Source organism: Pararhizobium arenae, assembly GCF_001931685.1.
GTDB lineage: Bacteria > Pseudomonadota > Alphaproteobacteria > Rhizobiales > Rhizobiaceae > Pararhizobium > Pararhizobium arenae.
In genome coordinates this window covers 585,817-604,982 of record NZ_MOOY01000002.1, presented here as the reverse complement: position 1 = coordinate 604,982, position 19,166 = coordinate 585,817, and the positions used below count along the sequence as shown (strand labels likewise).

At 58.7% G+C, this 19,166-nt stretch carries 21 protein-coding genes; 13 read left to right on the top strand and 8 right to left on the bottom strand.

The features are described from left to right. Positions 1-10: 10 nt before the first annotated feature. Positions 11-976: an SDR family oxidoreductase gene (locus BLX89_RS06275; protein ID WP_143523527.1), complete on the bottom strand. Its 966-nt coding sequence runs from the start codon at positions 974-976 to the stop codon at positions 11-13. Between the two features lie 28 nt (positions 977-1,004). Beyond that, complete coding sequence (locus BLX89_RS06270) at positions 1,005-1,436, bottom strand: hypothetical protein (protein ID WP_143523506.1); 432 nt, start codon at positions 1,434-1,436, stop codon at positions 1,005-1,007. Positions 1,437-1,533: 97 nt separating this feature from the next. Here BLX89_RS06270 and greA point away from each other — a divergent pair, with 97 nt between their 5' ends. The 4 genes from greA (at position 1,534) to fcl (ending at position 5,222) form a co-directional block, all read left to right on the top strand. Further along, positions 1,534-2,010 (top strand): transcription elongation factor GreA, encoded by a 477-nt coding sequence (gene greA / locus BLX89_RS06265; protein ID WP_075289768.1) that lies wholly within the window; start codon positions 1,534-1,536, stop codon positions 2,008-2,010. Beyond that, positions 2,010-3,104, top strand: a complete 1,095-nt coding sequence (locus BLX89_RS06260; protein WP_245292759.1) for a glycosyltransferase family 10 domain-containing protein — start codon at positions 2,010-2,012, stop codon at positions 3,102-3,104. Before greA ends, BLX89_RS06260 begins: the two co-directional genes overlap by 1 nt. Before the next feature lie 112 nt (positions 3,105-3,216). Next, positions 3,217-4,287 (top strand): GDP-mannose 4,6-dehydratase, encoded by a 1,071-nt coding sequence (gmd, locus tag BLX89_RS06255; protein ID WP_075289767.1) that lies wholly within the window; start codon positions 3,217-3,219, stop codon positions 4,285-4,287. Beyond that, positions 4,287-5,222, top strand: a complete 936-nt coding sequence (gene fcl / locus BLX89_RS06250) for a GDP-L-fucose synthase (RefSeq protein ID WP_075289766.1) — start codon at positions 4,287-4,289, stop codon at positions 5,220-5,222. The genes gmd and fcl overlap by 1 nt, the downstream gene beginning before the upstream one ends. Before the next feature lie 40 nt (positions 5,223-5,262). On the opposite strand, the gene BLX89_RS06245 is transcribed toward fcl, so the two are convergent. Next, entirely contained in the window at positions 5,263-5,997 is a 735-nt protein-coding gene (locus BLX89_RS06245; RefSeq protein WP_075289765.1) for a hypothetical protein, read from the bottom strand. A gap of 181 nt (positions 5,998-6,178) precedes the next feature. Here BLX89_RS06245 and BLX89_RS06240 point away from each other — a divergent pair, with 181 nt between their 5' ends. The 3 genes from BLX89_RS06240 to BLX89_RS06230 are packed head-to-tail and all read left to right on the top strand — an operon-like array spanning position 6,179 to position 9,380. Then, positions 6,179-7,243 (top strand): glycosyltransferase, encoded by a 1,065-nt coding sequence (locus BLX89_RS06240; RefSeq protein ID WP_075289764.1) that lies wholly within the window; start codon positions 6,179-6,181, stop codon positions 7,241-7,243. Then, entirely contained in the window at positions 7,243-8,391 is a 1,149-nt protein-coding gene (locus tag BLX89_RS06235) for a glycosyltransferase family 4 protein (protein ID WP_075289867.1), read from the top strand. The genes BLX89_RS06240 and BLX89_RS06235 overlap by 1 nt, the downstream gene beginning before the upstream one ends. A gap of 2 nt (positions 8,392-8,393) precedes the next feature. Beyond that, entirely contained in the window at positions 8,394-9,380 is a 987-nt protein-coding gene (locus tag BLX89_RS06230; RefSeq protein WP_198935123.1) for a mitochondrial fission ELM1 family protein, read from the top strand. On the opposite strand, the gene BLX89_RS06225 is transcribed toward BLX89_RS06230, so the two are convergent. Then, complete coding sequence (locus BLX89_RS06225) at positions 9,352-9,819, bottom strand: Lrp/AsnC family transcriptional regulator (RefSeq protein ID WP_075289763.1); 468 nt, start codon at positions 9,817-9,819, stop codon at positions 9,352-9,354. The two genes, BLX89_RS06230 and BLX89_RS06225, sit on opposite strands and share 29 nt — an antisense overlap. 229 nt (positions 9,820-10,048) lie before the next feature. On the opposite strand from BLX89_RS06225, the gene trxB reads away from it, so the two are divergent. Both trxB and BLX89_RS06210 read left to right on the top strand, forming a co-directional pair. After that, positions 10,049-11,023 carry a thioredoxin-disulfide reductase gene (gene trxB, locus BLX89_RS06215; protein ID WP_075289761.1) on the top strand — a complete coding sequence of 325 codons (975 nt, stop codon included), beginning with the start codon at positions 10,049-10,051 and terminating at the stop codon, positions 11,021-11,023. 109 nt (positions 11,024-11,132) lie between these two features. Next, a complete protein-coding gene (locus tag BLX89_RS06210; protein ID WP_075289760.1) occupies positions 11,133-12,029 on the top strand; it encodes a LysR family transcriptional regulator VtlR in 897 nt (298 codons plus the stop codon). 385 nt (positions 12,030-12,414) lie between these two features. Here BLX89_RS06210 and BLX89_RS06205 read toward each other — a convergent pair whose 3' ends face one another. After that, positions 12,415-12,846 (bottom strand): OsmC family protein, encoded by a 432-nt coding sequence (locus BLX89_RS06205; RefSeq protein ID WP_075289759.1) that lies wholly within the window; start codon positions 12,844-12,846, stop codon positions 12,415-12,417. 420 nt (positions 12,847-13,266) lie between these two features. Here BLX89_RS06205 and BLX89_RS06200 point away from each other — a divergent pair, with 420 nt between their 5' ends. The 3 genes from BLX89_RS06200 (at position 13,267) to BLX89_RS06190 (ending at position 15,413) form a co-directional block, all read left to right on the top strand. Continuing rightward, positions 13,267-13,560: an ArsR/SmtB family transcription factor gene (locus BLX89_RS06200; protein ID WP_075289758.1), complete on the top strand. Its 294-nt coding sequence runs from the start codon at positions 13,267-13,269 to the stop codon at positions 13,558-13,560. A 59-nt stretch (positions 13,561-13,619) separates the two neighbouring features. Next, positions 13,620-14,741, top strand: coding sequence for an alkene reductase (locus BLX89_RS06195; protein WP_075289757.1), 1,122 nt, complete (start codon positions 13,620-13,622; stop codon positions 14,739-14,741). A 162-nt stretch (positions 14,742-14,903) separates the two neighbouring features. Then, a complete protein-coding gene (locus BLX89_RS06190) occupies positions 14,904-15,413 on the top strand; it encodes a GNAT family N-acetyltransferase (RefSeq protein ID WP_075289756.1) in 510 nt (169 codons plus the stop codon). A gap of 3 nt (positions 15,414-15,416) precedes the next feature. On the opposite strand, the gene BLX89_RS06185 is transcribed toward BLX89_RS06190, so the two are convergent. After that, the gene (locus tag BLX89_RS06185) at positions 15,417-15,809 is read right to left on the bottom strand and encodes a DUF6220 domain-containing protein (protein WP_083637338.1); all 393 of its coding nucleotides are present in this window, start codon (positions 15,807-15,809) and stop codon (positions 15,417-15,419) included. A gap of 4 nt (positions 15,810-15,813) precedes the next feature. Next, positions 15,814-16,833, bottom strand: coding sequence for an NAD-dependent epimerase/dehydratase family protein (locus BLX89_RS06180; protein ID WP_075289755.1), 1,020 nt, complete (start codon positions 16,831-16,833; stop codon positions 15,814-15,816). A gap of 85 nt (positions 16,834-16,918) precedes the next feature. On the opposite strand from BLX89_RS06180, the gene BLX89_RS06175 reads away from it, so the two are divergent. Then, on the top strand, positions 16,919-17,815 hold the full coding sequence (locus BLX89_RS06175; protein ID WP_075289754.1) for a LysR family transcriptional regulator: 897 nt from the start codon (positions 16,919-16,921) through the stop codon (positions 17,813-17,815). On the opposite strand, the gene BLX89_RS06170 is transcribed toward BLX89_RS06175, so the two are convergent. After that, positions 17,812-18,999, bottom strand: a complete 1,188-nt coding sequence (locus BLX89_RS06170) for an MFS transporter (RefSeq protein WP_075289753.1) — start codon at positions 18,997-18,999, stop codon at positions 17,812-17,814. The genes BLX89_RS06175 and BLX89_RS06170 overlap by 4 nt on opposite strands. Positions 19,000-19,166: the final 167 nt, after the last annotated feature.

Genomic DNA, 19,166 nt, shown 5'->3' with positions numbered 1-19,166 from the left:
TTTGATGTCCTCAATACCCGCCAATAATCGGCAGAATTTCGCCCGTGATGTAACTCGAGCATTGTGGCGATGCGAGGAAGACATAGGCCGGAGCGATCTCTTCCGGCTGTGCGGGCCGCTTCATCGGCACCTCCTCGCCGAAGTGCGCTACATCGTCAGCCTCCTTGTCGGATGGGTTGAGTGGTGTCCAGACAGGACCTGGCGCGACCGCATTGACCCTAATCCCCTTTGGCGTCAATTGACTGGCCAGCGAACGGGTGAAGGCATGGATGCCGCCCTTGGTCATGGAATAGTCCAGCAACGCCTTACTGCCTTCCAAGCCCGTGACCGATCCGGTGTTGATGATTGCGCTTCCTTCCTTGAGATGCGGCACCGCAGCCTGTGCCATGAAGAAATAACCGTAGAGATTGGTCTTCAGAGTTTCGTCGAAGTGCTCTTCCGTCAGGTCAAGCACATCGGCCGTATGCACCTGAAACGCCGCATTGTTAACGAGCACATCGAGCTTGCCGAAAGCTTCGACCACGGCCGCCACGGCCTTCTGGCAAAAAACGCGGTCCTTCACATCTCCGGGAATGGCCATCGCCCGACGGCCTTCAGCCTCGATTGCCTTGACGGTGTCCTCGGCATCCCTGCCCTCCTGCAGATGCAGGATCGCCACATCAGCGCCCTCCCGCGCAAAGAGCACTGCAACTGCCCGACCAATGCCGCTGTCGCCACCGGTGATCAACGCCACCTTGCCTTCGAGCTTGCCGGAGCCTTTGTAGAATGGTGCATCATACATCGGGGCCGGCTCGAGCTTGTACTCCGCGCCCGGCTTCGGTTGGTGCTGCGCAGGAAAGGGAGGCACGGGATAGGCCCGGGCGCCCGCCTGCATCGGTTTTGGTTTCGAGTTGTCCGACCTGGCGTCAGCCTGCGCGACCTGTGCCTGAATGTCGCGCTGCTTTTCCGCGGTCTGCTCGGCGGCATTTGGGTGCATTCCCATGACTGCTCTCCTGTAAAAATCGTTATTGCTTCGTCGCGGCGGCCGCACGCGCCCAGCCCGCCTGCACGATGGCCCGCATCTCATCATCGGCGATCTGCTGGCCGGCAAAACCGACATCCGGTTCAATCCCGGGATCCTCTTCGTGATCGCGGACAATTTCGGTGTCGTGAAGCAGGCCTTCCAGAAATGAACGCCCTTCGCTGCTTTGTGCGATGTAGCTGGCAAGAGCGACGAGAAGCTTTCTATGAGCGTTCAAACGGCCGTCGATCTGTTCCGGTGTGAGCGTGTGCATGATATCGCCTCCATCCTTTGCCAAATGGAACCAACGGATAATTGTTCCTTGCAATTGCTCCTTGTCGCTCCATCTCCTCAAGGTGAGCCGAGGGCAGCCTGCGAGGCAGGCTTCGAAAAATCTGGCTTTTCGAATGTGGAATCTGCTATAAGCAGCGTTCAAATGTTTCGGACGGCTTTGGGATTAAAACCCCGGAGGCCGTTTTCTTTTGCGTCGGGCCCGCCATGCGGGCCCCGCGCGCATCATGAAGGACAGTGAAATGGTCGAGAAAGTGCCGATGACTCAGAGCGGGTTCGTCAAGCTGCAGGAAGAACTGCGCTGGCGCCAGCAGGAAGAGCGTCCTCGGATCATCGAAGCGATCGCCGAAGCGCGCGCCCATGGCGACCTTTCGGAAAACGCCGAATACCACGCCGCCAAGGAAGCCCAGAGCCACAACGAAGGCCGTATTGGCGAGCTGGAAGATTTCGTTGCGCGCGCTGAAGTGATCGACCTGTCAAAAATGTCCGGCACCACCATCAAGTTTGGCGCGACCGTCAAGCTGGTCGATGAGGACACGGAAGAAAATAAGACCTACCAGATCGTTGGCGACCAGGAAGCCGACGTAAAGCAGGGCCGCATCTCCATCTCCTCCCCGATTGCGCGTGCGCTGATCGGCAAGGAAGTCGGCGACAGCATCGAAGTCGTGGCCCCCGGCGGCTCCAAGGCTTATGAAATCCTTGCGATCCAGTGGGGTTGATGGAAAAGACCGAAGCCATGTCCTCCCCCCCGGAGACCGGCCGCAAGACCATCGTCGTCAAGGTCATCGGGCCTCTCAACAAGGTCCATGGCGTTAGTTCGCTTGCTCGGCAACTGCCGACCGGCTTTGCCGAGCAGCACGGTCTTTCCTTCACATTCGATCTCGATGCGCGGGATTACGACTGGCTGGCGGTGTACGAAAACCTGCCGCCAGCAGGCAGCGAGCGCCGTTCGAAACGCGTGGAAACCCTTTCCTGCGCACCAGAAAATACGATCCTTTTCACAACCGAGCCTTCGGGCGTCAAGATCTACAGCTCGGCCTATACCGACCAGTTCGGCCATGTCGTCACAAGCCAGGAGCCATTTGCCCTGCGCCATCCGGGCCGGATATGGAGCCAGGCAGGCCTACGCTGGTTCTACGGCGCCGGCAGCCAGCATTTGGTGACAGCTGACGAAATCAGCACACACTTCCCTGAAAAGACGAAGAGTATCGGTACTGTATGCTCGACCAAGCGGCAAGGGCACACCCTGCACCGCTTGCGCTACGATTTTACGCAGGCGATGGCGGTGCGCATGCCGGAACTCGACGTCTTTGGCCATGGGCATCGCCAGATCGACGACAAGGCATCCTCGATCGATCCGTACAAATATCATATCGCGATCGAGAACCATCTCGCTCCGCATCACATCACGGAAAAGCTGAGCGACGCCTTTCTCGGCCTATCGCTGCCGTTTTACTTTGGCGCACCAAACGCCGCCGATTATTTTCCGGCCGACAGTTTCATTGCCATCGATATCCGCAAGCCAGACGAAGCCTATCGCACCATGCAGGAAGCAATCGAAAACGGCGAATATGAGAAACGGCTTCCCGCCATATTGGAAGCCCGTCGTCTGGTGATCGAGAAACACAATATTCTCGCGCTCATTGCGGACGTGATCGAAAAGAACGGCACCGCTGCGAGAGATGGAAAACAAGCCGTCCTCAAAAGCCAACGCGCCGCGCGCGAAGGGCGACCGTTCCTTGCAGCAAAGGAGTTCGCATTTCGCGAGGCTTTGCATCTCCGGAACCGTATCGCCGGCCTGCTGTCTCGCTAGTGCGACCGGTCCTTCGCGCGCGTGATCGGCCTCGCGCGAAGCGATAGCGAGCGGTTGATCACGGTCGCATTAGAGAGTAAGCCGCGCAGGACCTTATTCCGGAGAATATACTTTGCAAAAGAAACCAGTGGCGTTGATTACGGGCGTAACGGGCCAGGACGGCGCCTATCTTGCACAGCTCCTGCTCAGCAAGGGCTACATCGTACACGGCATCAAGCGTCGCTCGTCCTCCTTCAACACCGGACGCATTGAGCATATATACGAGGATCCCCATGATCCCGATCCGCAATTGTTTCTGCACTATGGCGACATGACCGATGCGACCAATCTCGTTCGCATCATTCAACAGTGCCAACCGGACGAAATCTACAATCTTGCCGCTCAAAGCCATGTGCAGGTGAGCTTCGAGACCCCGGAGTACACCGCGAACGCAGACGCGATTGGTACGCTTCGTCTTCTCGAAGCAATCCGTATTCTGGGCCTCGGTGAAAAAACTCGTTTTTACCAAGCCTCCACATCCGAACTTTACGGCAAGGTGCAGGAAATACCGCAGAGCGAAACGACGCCATTCTATCCGCGCTCGCCCTACGCAGCCGCAAAGCTCTACGCTTACTGGATCGTCGTAAACTACCGTGAAGCCTATGGTCTGCACGCTTCAAACGGCATTCTCTTCAATCACGAAAGCCCGCTGCGTGGCGAAACTTTTGTTACGCGCAAGATCACGCGCGCTGTCGCCGCCATCAAGCTCGGCCTCCAAGAGCAGCTTTTCCTCGGAAACCTGGACGCCAAGCGTGACTGGGGGCATGCCAGGGAATATGTGCGGGGCATGTGGCTGATGCTGCAGCAGCAAAATGCGGACGATTATGTGCTGGCGACGGGCACAACCACAACGGTACGGCAATTCGCCGAATGGTCTTTCGCCGAGGCCGGCATCGATATTCGCTGGGAAGGCCAAGGCGTAAATGAAAAGGGCTTTGACGCAGCGAGCGGAAAGCAATTGATCAGCATCGATCCCCGATATTTCAGGCCGACTGAAGTGGATCTGCTGCTCGGTGACCCCACCAAAGCCCAGAAAATCCTTGGCTGGCGTCACGAAACCTCGGCTCACGAACTCGCCAAGGAAATGGTGCAGGAAGATCTAAAGCTGATGCAGAAACAGCTTTCCGGAGAAAGTGGCCTGTAATGTACGAGCTTCGTGGAAAGCGGGTTTTCGTTGCGGGGCACCGCGGCATGGTGGGAAGCGCCGTTGCGAAACAACTCGCTTCAGAAGGTTGCGACGTGGTTACCGCAGCACGTGATGTGGTTAATCTCGAACGCCAAGTCGAGGTAGAACGGTTCTTCGAGACCCAACGGCCGGACGCCGTCGTCATGGCGGCTGCCAAGGTTGGTGGCATTCTTGCCAACGACCGGGAGCCTGTCGAATTTTTGCAACGCAATCTCTCGATGGAACTGAACGTTATCAAATCAGCTTACGAGTCAGGTGTAGAAAAGCTGCTTTTCCTGGGCTCCAGCTGCATTTACCCGAAGTTTGCCGAACAGCCGATCGCGGAAGACTCTCTCCTGACCGGCGTTCTGGAGCCGACGAACGAGTGGTACGCAATCGCGAAAATCGCCGGAATCAAGCTTTGCCAAGCTTACATGAAGCAGCACGGTGCCCGCTTCATATCCGCTATGCCGACCAACCTCTATGGACCGAACGATAATTTCGACCTGCAGACCAGTCATGTGTTGCCCGCCTTGATTCGCAAGGCACACGAAGCAAAATGCGGTGGCGCTGATCATGTCGTTATCTGGGGTACCGGGTCGCCTCGCCGCGAGTTCCTTTTCAGTGAAGATTGCGCGGATGCGCTTGTCTTTCTTCTGAAGCATTACGAGGGCTACGAACACATCAATGTCGGTTCCGGCGAAGATATCTCTATTCTTGACCTGATGAAACTTGTTGCCGAGGTGGTCGGCTTTCACGGACGTATAGAGACGGATCCGTCAAAACCGGATGGAACGCCACGCAAGCTCATGTCGAATGCAAGACTGGCCGCCATGGGCTGGGAGCCTAAGACTGAACTTCGGCAAGGCATCTCCCTCGCCTATCAATGGTACTTGAATAGCGCAAAAACCTGACCCCACGAACGACCTCAGGAGAGGCATTCGTCTTTCCGCATTAGCGCCAATGCTCGGTGATCCAAGGGGTGGCGCGCACGTGTTTGTAAAGACGCTTCCACCAGACCCTTGTTGGCCACTTGCCGATTTCCGCCTCGTCCGGATCAGGCTTTCCGGTAAAGGCGACAACACGGGTATCCTTGGGGAGAGACGGCACCTGGAAGAAGTTCAAAGGCCAGCGTGGCAACAGGGTGTGCTTGAAGCTTGCGCTCCAGGATGACGGCCAATAGGTCATGTCGTCGACTTCAGCGGATATGTACTTCTGCGAAATCCGGTACTTGTCGACGTAGGCATCGCCGTCTCGCATGAAATTATCGTAAATGTGCGTGTTTGTTCCGACACGCCAGCGATAGACGGACGTGTTGCCGATCCCCTTGCCAAGCTGCGACCAGTTCTCGGCAATGCAGAAAGTTTTCTCAGGCTCATAGTCGAAGAAGGCGTCGAGTGAGCCGGTAATGACGACATCCAGGTCGAGAAACAACGCGTCGCCCTCGATATCGGCCAAGGGCGCCTGCCATAGCGAGACTTTGCGCCAAGGTTTCCACATGACCGCTTCAGGCAGCACGATGTGAGGCAGTGGGAACACGCCGACAGCCTGATCGATGCCATCGGCATCATCCGTAAAGCAGACAAGCCGCGTGGGACGGGAGGTGTTGCGCTTGATCATGGACCACAGCCGGTTGACGTAATCCCCAGGATATCGCGTTCCCCACTTGATACATACAATGGTCTGCATCTGATCACCCTCCGCCTGAATCTCGCCGCCAATGACGCGTCCTTATTACAATTGCCGGCTACTGAACAGTGCTAGCACTTTACCCACAACTGACTTATGCATCGCGGTCGAACGTCCACTGACCAACCGGTACAGCCCCCGTCTGAGAGCGGCTTGCACAAGAGAATTCTGAGGAAAACATATGGTAAGTTTGCTGCATGTAATGCTAGGTGGCAGACTAGGCGGTCTCGAACGCGTGTTTCTAGACTATCAGGCAGCACTCGCCAGCTATGCGGTTGAGCATAACGGCCAATGCCGCGCAGTTCTCAAAGCAAATGGCGCAACTGCGAAGCTCGCAGGCCGAGAACTTGGTTCGACTGTCATTCCAGTTTGGAGCGATTGGGATCCCTTGACGCGGGCGATAGCCAGAATCAGGCTTGGCAAAGACCGGGTATCCGCCGCACTATGCCATGGCCAGCGGGCCTATCGCATCATGGCTCGGTTATCCGCTCCACCCACCAAGCTGGTCGCCTGCATTCACAAACCAAGCTTCGATGTTGATCTAAAGCGCACGCATTATATCTGCGTTGCAAACCATCTCGCCGACTTGGTTCGAAGCAAGGGGATCCCCCCGCATCGGATCCATGTTCTTCACAACACTGTTTCTGTGCCAACCCACAGCGCTACGCCTTTCGCTCATGAAGGCCCTGCCCACATCGTTGCCGCTGGACGCCTGCATCCAAAAAAAGGGTTCGATCTGCTCTTGCGAGCCCTAGCGAGGCTCGCCGCGCGGAAAATAGCGTTCCGGGCAACAATAGCCGGAGATGGCGAAGAAGGCCCGAGGCTTAAGGAGTTGACCCGCGAACTTGGCTTGCAAGATCGTGTCACCTTTTCGGGTTGGAGCAACGATCTGTCCGGTCTTTTGACGTCGGCTGATGTTTTCGTCTTCCCGTCCAGACAAGAAGGATTCCCCCTTATGCTGCTTGAAGCGATGGGAGCCGGTGTTCCCGTGGTGGCGACCAGCATCAAAGGGACTGACGAAATCATCATCGACGATCGGAACGGCAGACTGGTGCCGCCGGAAGACATCGAACAACTGACGGATAGAATCGCGGGCTATATCGAGAGCCCGCAATCGGCAATTCGGAACGCGTCGGCAGGCCGCGCCCATGTACTCGCGAACCATGCCCGCGGTTCGCTTTCAAAGCGCCTCCACGCGATTATGGACGACATATTGGGTGATGCGGTAAACGTGAGCCCTCGATGATGAACAACGAGCATAGCCAACAGCGCATTCTGCAACTCGTTCCCGCGCTTGGAGATGGCGGTGTGGAACGAAGTGCTGTGGAAATGGCGGAATATCTTTCCGGTAAAGGTATCGAGAACTGGATTGCAAGTGCCGGCGGGCCGCTTGTGTCTCAGGCTGAAAAGGCGGGGGCGCATCATCTTCAGATAACGGTCGGCTCGAAATCTCCTTGGGGCCTTTTGTCCGCGGCGCGCGCTCTTTCCCGTGTTATCGACGCGCACGATATAGACATTGTCCATGCGCGTAGCAGGGCTCCGGCCTGGGCTGGCCTTCTTGCCCTCAAGCTTGCACGCCGGAAGGCACGGTTCGTCACCACGTTCCATGGCGTTTACAGTCATGGCAATGCCCTCAAACGATTCTATAACAGCGGCATGCTGCGAACCCCGGTGGTCATTGCCAATTCGCAGTTCATTCGCAACCACATCATGGATGTCTACGGCTATCCCTCGGATTCCGTCATTGTCGCCCCGCGCGGCATCGATCCTGACGTTTTCAACCCTGACGCCATAACGACCCAACAGCGCACTGACATTCGCTTGCAACTCGGCGGCAGCGCTGATCGCCCCTTGATCGTGATGGTCGGTCGGCTCACGGGGTGGAAAGGGCATATGGTGTTGCTGGAGGCTTTTTCCCTGATGAAGGATATTGGGGCACATCTCGCCTTGGTCGGTGGGGGGGACGATGGCTATCTCGGCGAACTGAAGGACAAGGCTGCCGCGCTTGGTTTGGGTGAACGGGTAACATTTGCGGGCAGTCGCCGCGACATTCCCGCCGTGCTTGCCGCTTCAGACCTTGCGGTGTCCGCGTCCACTCGGCCCGAAGCCTTTGGACGCGCAGCAATTGAGGCGCAAGCCATGTGCATTCCGGTTGTCGCCACGGATCATGGCGGCAGTCGGGAAACCGTGATCGCGGGCCAAACTGGCTGGCTCGTTCCACCAAACGACGCCCCTGCCCTGGCCCGCGCTTTGGATGATGCTTTCACTGATCCCGCACGGCGGACTGCCATAGGTTCAGCAGGACGCCGCAACATCATCGAGAACTTCACCACGCGCATGATGCTCGAAAAGGAGTTTTCGGCCTACACGCGCATTCTCGGCATAGGGGGCTAGAGTTGCAGGAGGCTCTGCGTCCCTCAGTCTGGGTCCTGACCGATGGCAAAGCGGGCGATGAACAACCGCTTGTCGGACTAGCCGAAGCCATGGGTGTTACCCCGATCGTGCGCCGCGTTCATCCCAGAGCCGCGTTCGCCTGGCTGATGCCCTGGGGGCCCATCGATCCAAAGGATGCACCGAACAGGAAAGATTCGCCGCTGGCCCAACCCTGGCCGGATATCTGCCTTGCCACCGGAAGGCGCGCCATCGCCTATCTGCGAAAGCTGAAGACGCTGTCGCCGGAGACTTTCTGCGTCATTTTCAAGGATCCGCGCATTCGCGGGCATGGCGGCGATCTTCTTATCGTGCAACGGCACGATAAGCCGCGCGGTGAAAACGTGATCGCGGTGACGACGGCTCCCAACAGACTTTCGCCACAACGGCTGGCAGAGGCACGCGCCGCGGTCGAAGCATCGAAGGCTTCGCTGCCCCGCCCCCGCATCACCGTTCTTGCCGGTGGAGACAGCAGGCATCACCGTTTTACCGAGGCGGATATCAAGCGGTTCGTAACCGGCCTCGAGCGCAAGATCGAAAGCGGGTCTTCCCTCATGATCACAACATCCCGCCGTACGCCGCTTGCTTTGGCGGAGGCGCTGCAAACGCTGTCCACACATAAACAGGTTCGGCTATGGGACGGGCGAGGCCAAAATCCGCTTCTTGGCTACCTTGCTCTCGCGGATGAGATCATCGTGACAGGCGACTCCACCAACATGGTCGGTGAGGCGGCAGCGCTTGGCGTTCCCGTACAGGTTTTCCACCCATCCGGCGGTCATCGAAAAATCGAAAGCTTCCTTGCAGCGCTTTCGAAGGAAGCGACAATCGGACGATTTCCCGACGCACCGGCGACCGGAAATCACACGCCGGTCAATTCGACGCCGATGCTGGCCTCAGAAATCCTGGCGCGGTGGCAACGGTTTCTCAGAGATCGACCAGGCCGTCCTTCTTGACCTGACGGATGGTCAACATGGTGCGCACGGTATCGACGTGCTCATTGGCCGTCAGCACCTCGATGACGAAATCCTGAAACTGGGTCAGGTTTTCTGCCAGACAATGCAACAGGAAATCGCTTTCGCCCGAAACCATCCAGGCGGACCGTACCAGCGGCCAGGATGACGTTGCCGCGGCGAAGGACTTGAGATTGGCCTCGGACTGATGCCGCAGGCCCACCATGCAGAAGGCAACCAGATCGAAGCCGAGCATCGGGCCGTTCAAATGCGCGTGATAGCCTTCGATCACGCCGCTTTCTTCGAGCTTGCGAACCCGTCTCAGACAGGGGGGAGCCGATATGCCGACGCGGGTCGCGAGTTCCACATTGGTCATGCGCCCGTCGGCCTGCAATTCCCGAAGGATTTTGAGATCGATCGCATCCAGTTCCGCACGAAACACTGTTTGCCCTTTCCTGTCGTGATCTTGCGCATGTGGACTAAAATGTCCCTCCTACGCAAGAAAATTTGGATTCTGCCGACAGAAATTGCCCGTTCCGGAACCTGCATTGTTGGTAACATGCGGGCCGGACTTGAATATAACGCCCCTGCGTTCATAAATGACGGTAAGATCAGGCTGGCGCCGTGCTAATGCACGCAGATCGCCGGCAACACCACACAGGATATCCGCCATGACTGCCCGTCACACCAAAGTTCTCATCATCGGCTCCGGCCCCGCCGGCTACACTGCCGCGATCTATTCGGCGCGCGCCATGCTCAACCCTGTGCTGATCGCCGGCATGGAACAGGGCGGCCAGTTGATGATCACGACGGATGTCGAGAACTATCCGGGTTACGCGGATCCCGTTCAGGGGCCCTGGATGATGGAGCAGATGCTGAAGCAGGCGCAGCATGTTGGCGCCGAGATCGTCAACGACCTCGTCACCAGCGTCGATTTCTCCACGCGCCCCTTCAGGCTGACGACCGATAGCGGCACCGACTGGACCGCCGATGTCGTGGTGATCGCCACCGGTGCCAAGGCCAAGTGGCTTGGTATCGAGACCGAACACACCTTCCAGGGCTTTGGCGTCTCTGCCTGCGCTACATGCGACGGCTTCTTCTACCGCAACAAGGACGTCATCGTCGTCGGTGGCGGCAATTCGGCTGTCGAGGAGGCTCTCTATCTCTCCAACCTTGCCAAAACCGTGACGGTCGTGCACCGCCGCGACAGCTTCCGTTCGGAGAAAATCCTTCAGGAACGCCTGTTCGCCAAGGAGAACGTGAAGGTTCTCTGGGATCACGAAGTCACCGAATATCTGGGCACGCCGCCCAAGCCGCCGATGCCGGCTTCGGTCAATGGCGTGAAGCTGCGCAACACCAAGACGGGCGCTGTGAGCGAAATGCCGATCGATGGCGTGTTCGTCGCCATCGGCCATGCACCGGCCGTGGAACTGTTCAAGGACCAACTGCGCCTGAAACCCAACGGCTACCTCTGGACGGCGCCCGATTCGACCGCAACCGACATCCCCGGCGTGTTTGCCGCGGGCGACGTGACCGACGACATCTACCGTCAGGCGATCACCGCCGCCGGCATGGGCTGCATGGCGGCGCTTGAAGCCGAAAAGTTTTTGGCAGGCCACATGCCTGTCGCAATTGCGGCCGAATAGAAGCCGCGAATTGTCGAAGGGTTTCAAATCCTTCGACGTGGGAACAGACTGATCAGCTTCCGGCGGAACGCAATCGCGTTTCCGCCGCAAGCCCATGTTGGGGGAAAGAATGCCGCTAGACTGGGATAAACTTCGCATTTTTCATGCGGCGGCAGAGGCTGGTTCATTCACCCATGCGGCAGACAAGCTTCACCTCTCCCAGTCGGCGATCAGCCGTCAGGTTTCCTCGCTCGAGCAGGACGTGGGCCTCAAGCTGTTTCACCGCCATGCGCGCGGCCTGATCCTGACCGAGCAGGGTGAAATCCTCTATCGCACCGCCCACGAAGTTCTGATGAAGCTCGAAAGTGTCAAGGTCCAGCTGACCGAGAACACCGACAAGCCCAGCGGCAAGCTGCGCATCACCACGACAGTTGGTCTCGGTCAGGGCTGGCTCACCGACAAGGTGCAGGAGTTCCTGTCGCTCTATCCGGAAATGCAGGTCCAGCTCATTCTCGACAACGAGGAACTGGATGTGAACATGCGCCACGCCGATTGCGCCATCCGCCTGCGCCAGCCGCAGCAATCGGACCTCATCCAGCGCAAGCTCTTTACCGTGCACATGCACGTCTACGCCGCGCCCTCGTACATCAACAAATACGGCGAGCCGCAGTCGGTCGAGGATCTCGACAATCACCGGATCATCACCTTCGGCGAACCGGCACCCAACTATCTGCTCGACGTCAACTGGCTGGAGATCGCCGGCCGTGATTCGGACAATCCCCGACCTTCGCATCTGCAGATCAACAGCCAGACCTCGATCAAGCGCGCCTGCCTGCTCGGTATCGGCATCGCCATGATGCCGGATTATATCGTCGGTCGCGATCCCGGCCTGATTCAGCTGCCGATCGGTGCCGATATTCCGTCTTTCGACACCTATTTCTGCTATCCGGACGAGATGAAGAACGCCGCAAAGCTCAAGGTCTTCCGCGATTTTATCGTCGCCAAGGCAAGGAACTGGAACTTCTGATCCCGGCAGTTTCGCTGCCGAAAAAATCAGCGAAATCGAAAACTCGCGCAACTCTATGATTATTATAGATTTTTAAGATCGACAAAGTTAATCTTTTATCGATCTCAGCGGATTTGCATATTTTATTTGCAGGGCTGCGCCTGGCACATGGCTGGCATGCGCATTCATTGATTGCGAAGCGCCCAAAAAACCAGCATACCGCACCCAGCTGATGCACTTTTGGTGGCTTTTTTCCTCCCAGTGCCACCGCAGCAGCTGTTCCCCTCTGGAGGTTTAATTACCTTCAAAACTATAAAGGCCCCAAGTCTTCTTGTGGGCCTCTTTTTTTGCCCGGATTCCGCAGGGGATCGCGCGGCCAGCACGAAGCGGCCGCGCGACGTGCTCCTCAAACAAGCGATGCATTCAGGCTGATCGGCACCGCAGAAAGTGCCTTCGATACCGGGCATCCCGCCTTGGCCTTGCCGGCAAGCTCCTGGAACGTCGCCTCGTCCGCGCCGGGCACCTTGCCCGTCAGGTTCAGCTCGATGGCTGTGATCGCAAAACCGTCGTCCACTTTCTCCAGCGTGACGACTGCCTTCGTGTCGAGGCTTTCCGCCGTCAAACCGGCTTCGCCGAGAATGAGCGAGAGGGCCATGGTGAAGCAGGCCGCGTGGGCAGCACCGATCAGTTCTTCCGGGTTTGAGCCGACCACGCCCTCAAACCGGGTCTTGAAGCCGTAAGGGTGAGACTTGAGGGCGCCGCTTTCGGTTGAAACCTCACCCTGGCCGTCTTTCAGGCCGCCCGTCCAATGCGCCGAACCGTTCTTCTGAATTTTCATATCGAATCTCCCTTTTCGCTCGCGTTGGGCAATCGCCACCGAGGACGGTTGCCGGATACTATCGACCAAGCAACTATGGCAGCCGGGCACGGAGACAACCATTGTGGCGGCATGAAAATTTCATGAAACGTCGCGATTACGCCGAGAGCAGATTTTTTTGATAGCAGGCATTGAAAATTTACCCTCTCGCTCCATATTAGAAACAGCTGAGGCACATGGTGGTCTTCTCCTCCCGGTATCCACCGCCGCAGCTGTTCCCCTCTGGAGGTTTTAACCTTCACACCTAGCAGGCCCCAACGAAACCGTTGCGGGCCTCTTTTTTTTGCCGGCCTTCCAGAAAATCAGAAAACCATCCCTTTAAAATCGTGAAACGACGATCCATATATCGCTATATCGAAATTTAACGATACAGGCCCCGCAATGGACAGGGAAGACATTTTGAAGGCGCTTTCGCACCCTATGCGTGTCGAGATTTTGACCTGGCTGAAAGAGCCGGAAGCGTATTTCAAGACCCAGGAGCATCCGCTGGATATGGGCGTCTGCGCCAGCCAGTTCGAGCGCTGCGGCCTATCACAATCCACCGTCTCGGCCCATCTCGCCACATTGCAGCGCGCCGGTCTTGTGACCACGCGCCGGGTCGGCCAGTGGATATTCTACAAGAGGAACGAGGAAACCATACAGGCGTTCCTGAAAAATATTGGCGAGACGCTTTAACCCTCGCCCAACCCCCTCCGGAAAACCGGACCTCCCCCGTAAATGAAAAGGACTACCCAATGGCTTCCCTTTTTGACCCCATAAAAATCGGCGACATCGCGCTTGCAAACCGCATCGTCATGGCTCCCCTGACGCGCAACCGCTCTCCGGGCGCCGTTCCGAACACGCTGAACGCGACCTATTACGAACAGCGCGCCTCTGCCGGCCTGCTGATCACCGAAGCGACCGCCATCACCCATCAGGGTCAGGGCTATGCCGACGTTCCCGGCCTCTACACCCAGGAGGCACTCGACGGCTGGAAGAAAGTGACGGACGGAGTCCACAAAGCGGGCGGCAAGATCGTCGTACAGATGTGGCATGTCGGCCGGATCTCCCACACCGATCTGCAGCCGAACAACGGCAAGCCGGTTTCGGCCTCGGCCATCCGTGCGAAGTCGAAGACCTATCTTGTCAACGAGGACGGTACCGGCTCGTTTGCGGAAACCTCCGAGCCCCGCGCGCTCGAACTTTCCGAAATTCCGGGCATCGTCGAGGACTACCGCAAGGCAGCCCGTGCAGCCATCGATGCCGGCTTTGACGGCGTGGAAATCCATGCGGCGAATGGCTATCTCATCGACCAGTTCCTGCGCTCAAGCTCCAATGTCCGCACCGACGAATACGGCGGCTCGATCGAAAACCGTGCCCGCTTCCTGTTTGAGGTGGTGGACGTGGTCACCAAGGAAATCGGCGCCAGCCGCACCGGCATCCGCATCTCTCCTGTCACCCCTGCAAACGATGTCAGCGATTCCGAGCCGCAGCCGCTCTTCACCCATGTCGTGGAAGGCCTTGCGAAGTACGATCTCGCCTATATCCATGTCATCGAGGGTGCGACCGGCGGTCCGCGCGACTTCCAGCAGGGCGACAAGCCGTTCGACTACAAGGCGCTGCGCTCCGCTTACGAGCAGGCCGGCGGCAAGGCGGCCTGGATGGTCAACAACGGTTATGACCGCCAGCAGGCCATTGATGCGGTCGAACAGGGTCGCGCCGATCTCGTTGCCTTCGGCAAGCCGTTCATCGCCAACCCGGATCTGGTCGAGCGCCTGAAGGAAAACGCCGAACTCAACACGCCGGATCAGGCCACGTTCTACGGCGGCGGCGCCAAAGGCTACACCGATTATCCGGTGCTCGAACAGGTCGCCTGACTTTCGGTTTAGCTGACGACAGGAGCCGCCCGTGGAAACGCGGGCGGTTTTTCTATGGGTGCACAGAGCCCAGGCAAAATCTGGCGAACAAGCGCATTTTCGGGGTGCCCCCATGGGGCGTATCGTATAGAGCAACCGGATCATCCAGACCGGAGCCCGCTTATGATCATCCGCGACGCGACACCCGACGACCTGCCGGCCATCCGCGACATCTACAACGACGCCGTCGCCAACACGACCGCGATCTGGAACGAGACGATCGTCGATCTCGATAACCGGGCGAAGTGGTTCGCAGACCGGCAGAAGAGCGGCTATCCGGTGTTGGTCGCGATTGCCGAGGATGGCGCAGTCGCGGGCTACGCCTCGTTTGGCGACTGGCGGGCCTTTGACGGCTACCGCCATACGGTCGAGCATTCTGTCTATGTGGAAAAGAACCAGCGCGGCGGCGGCATCGGCAAGGCGCTGATGATCGCCCTGATCGAACGGGCCACGGCACTGGGCAAGCATGTCATGGTCGCCGGCATCGAAGCGGGCAACACCGGCTCCATCCGCCTGCACGAAAAGCTCGGCTTCGAGATCACCGGGCAGATGAAGGAAGTCGGCACCAAATTCGGACGCTGGCTGGACCTCACCTTCATGCAAATCATCCTGCCCGGCTCGGAGCCGAAGTAATCGTTAGCCCCGCTGGCCCAGCGTCCGCTCCGCCATAAAAAGGCTGGCGATGTTGATCAGCAAGGCGTTGGCCGGGTGAAGCGCCTGAATTGCGCCGCTTCCAAGCGCCTCGCCCAGTTCCAGCCAGACGAATTGCAGGCAATAGAGCGCAAACAGGAGCGTGGTTAACAGACGGTAATGGCGAAGTGCGGGCCGCGTGATCGCCAAAGCGAGCATAGCGAGGATCACAACTCCGATTCCGCTGCCGAGTGCCCTGTGCCACTCCCAAGCGACGCCATCGGAAAAGATGGCAAGACCGGCAAGAAACAGCTGCAAGCCGATGAGCAAAGGCACGGACAGGGCCAAAGCCTGGAAATAGCCGGGTGCCGGCCGGACCGGCGAAAGCATCGCCTTCATGGGATCATCTCCTGTTTGAGTTCGCCAAAGCCAAGGAGGCCGAGGGGTTTGGCTCTTCCCCCCTCAGGCAGCCAAGACCGACAAGCGTAGCGCGCACGGCATCGTCAATGGGCGTCGAAGGCTCGGAACCGATGGTTGCCACAAGCCTGTTGTTCGGCATTCTGAGCGGCTGCTGCCAGAGGTAGCGCATCTCGTAAAGCTCTTTGAGCAAAGGCGCGAAAGGTGCCGCAAGCGGCATCAGCCACCAGGGAAACGACCATACTTTCAGCCGCGGGTTCCGGGTGACACGACGGATCGCCTCGATCATCCGCGTGCCGTCCGCATCCCATAAACCTTGGAAATGATAGGCCGCGAACGCAGGCAGCGTCTCGCCCTGTTCCACAAGCCGCATCATCGTCTCGGCCACATCCGGCAGATAGGCCCACTGATGCCCAAGTCCCTTGCGACCGGGATTGATGACCGATGTCACCGGTTTTCCGGGTTTTATGAGACCTTGCGAAAACCAGTTGTTGGCAGCGCCCGGACCAAAGAAATCGCCAGCGCGGAGCACTATGACCCGAACACCGTCGCGCGACACCGCTTCTAGCCGCCGCTCCATCTCGGCGCGGATCGCACCCTTCTTCGTCACCGGGTTCTGCGGTGATGTCTCGGTCAGCAACGGAAAAGTATCTGGACCGAAATTGTAGATTGTGCCGGGAAGCAGGATCGTCGCGCCATGGGATTTCGCCGCCTTGATCGTGCTGTCGAGCATTGGCAGGACAAGCGTTTCCCAGTTGCGGTAACCGGGCGGATTAACAGCATGGACGATAAGGTCCACACCGGAGGCCGCCTGGACGACATCCCCGGCATTCAAGGCGTCGCCCTGACGCCATTCGACCGCCGGCGCAGTGACCGCCGCCTTGGCGATGTTCCGGCTCAAGGCCCGCACATGCCAGCCCCGCGCCATCAGCACCTTGACCATAGCGCCCCCAATGCCGCCGGTGGCGCCAAGAACAAGGGCGGTACGCTTCATCTTACCGGTCATCATCAATCTCCTTCGTGTTAAGGAGACTGTGCCCGAGATAAAAGCTAAGCAAAATTGCGATATTTTCTTTAGCTGATATACAAAAATGATGAGCGATCCGAGCTGGGACTATTACCGCACGTTTCTGTCCGTGATGACGGAAGGCTCCCTATCGGGTGCCGCCCGTGAACTCGGGCTGACGCAGCCGACAGTCGGCAGGCATATCGATGCGCTGGAGCAGGCAATCGGCCTTCAGCTCTTCATCCGCTCGCCACAAGGGTTGGTGCCGACCGAAGCTGCGGGTGAACTGCGCCCGCATGCGGAGCAGCTCGCGGCGACGGCCGCCGGTTTCCTGCGTGCCGCCAGCGGTCAGGGGCATGCGGTGCGCGGAACGGTGCGGATCAGCGCCAGCGAAATCATCGGCATCGAAGTCTTGCCGCCCATTCTGACCGAACTTCATGAGCGCCACACGGATCTGGTGATCGAGCTCTCCTTATCCGATGCTGTCGAAGACCTGCTGCGGCAAGAGGCGGATATCGCCGTGCGCATGGTGGCACCGGCGCAGGATGCATTGCTGACCCGCCGCATCGGTGGCATTCCGCTCGGGCTTTACGCCCATCGCCGCTATCTCGATCGCTGCGGGCCCCCGGAAAGACTAGAGGATATCGCCCATCACTCGATGATTGGTTTCGATCGGGAGAGTGCCTTCGTCCGTGGCATGCGCAAACGCGTGCCGCTTCTCAACATCATGCAGCCGGCGTTCCGGGCCGACAGCAACCTTGCCCAACTTGCCGCCATCCGCGCCGGCTTCGGCATCGGCGTTTGTCAGGTGGGTCTTGCGCAGCGCGATCCCGATCTGGTGCGCCTCTTCGAAAAGGAGTTCGAACTCCCGCTCGACACATATGTGGTGATGCATGAAAACCTGCGGACAACGCCACGCTGCCGCGCGACGTTCGATGCGCTGGTGGAAGGTCTGCTCGACTATCACGGTAAAAATCCCTAAGGCCGTCCCGCTTCGCCCGGCGCCCAGCCCTCACCCATCTCGGCAAGGCCGCGCTTCGGCGCAAGCGCCTTGACGCAAAACAGCGCGTAGATGATCAGCGGCAGGCAGACGAGATAGGAGATGCGGATGCCCGCATGTTCGGCAACAAAACCGAGCAACGGCGGCGCAAGGAAGAAGACCACGAACGTTACCTGCCCCAGCGCCGCGACATTGAGATGGGGGGCACGATCCGTGCGCTGGGCAGCAGCCGAAACGGCAAGCGGATAGACGGCACTGCAGCCCGCGCCCATCGCCGCGAAGCCGAAAAGCGCGATATACGGGTGTGGCGCCAGCCAAACGGCTGCAACGCCGAAGGCCGACAGCAACAGCAATCCAACAGCAACATTGCGGGCGCCAAACCGATCGACCACCGGATCGGCGAAGAGGCGCATCATTGCCATGAAGAAGGTGAAAAGCGTAAGGCCCAGGCCCCCGATGAACGGCTCGACCGCAAAGACGTCCCGCATATAGATGGCCGACCAGTCGATGCCCGCGCCTTCGACGAGGAAGGCGGCAATGCCGATGATGCAGAGCGGCAGCAGCCCGATCGTCGGCAGGGCAAACATCGGGGCATCCGCATCGCCCTGAAGCTCGCGGGCCGGCGCATTGCGCATGCCGGCAATGACAAAGCCGCCGATGACAAAGACGATCGCGACCGTCACGGCCATATGCAGTTGCATGGAGATTTCCGCCTGGCGGATGCCCGATGCGATCAGCGCGGTCACGAAGAAACCGAGGCTCCAGAAGCCATGGGCACGGTTCATCATGCCATGGCCGGCCTGCGCCTCGATGCGGTCGATCTCGACATTGAGGTTGATTTCCAGCGCGCCGGCCAGAAGACCGGCACAGAAGAAGGCCGAGAAAACCAGCGGTGCGGCCCCAAGCCACGGAATGACCGCGAAGATCGCGCTGATGCCCAGAACGGTAATGAATGCCGTTGCCCGCGCGCCAAGCTTGGCGATCAGGGGCGAAGAGAACGTGAGCGAAATCAGCGCGCCGATCGACATGCCGATCAGCGTCAGCCCGAGCTCCGACTTGTTGACGCCAAGCGCCACCTGCAGATCGGGCATGCGGGCAAGCAAAGCCCCAAGCGCCACGGCAAACAGAAAGAAGCAGGCATAGATACGGTGTTGCGGCGCAAGCATGGGGAAACTCCTCGTAGAACGGTCTATAGAAGGAGTCGCCCAATAAAAAAACTGCCGGGGCAGTGCCACCGGCAGTTTTCGCTACAAAATCAGCCGTATGTCGCGCAAAAGTGCGCAGCGGTTTTGCGATAACGACATACGCATCAGAAATCAGAAGCAAGGCGCGA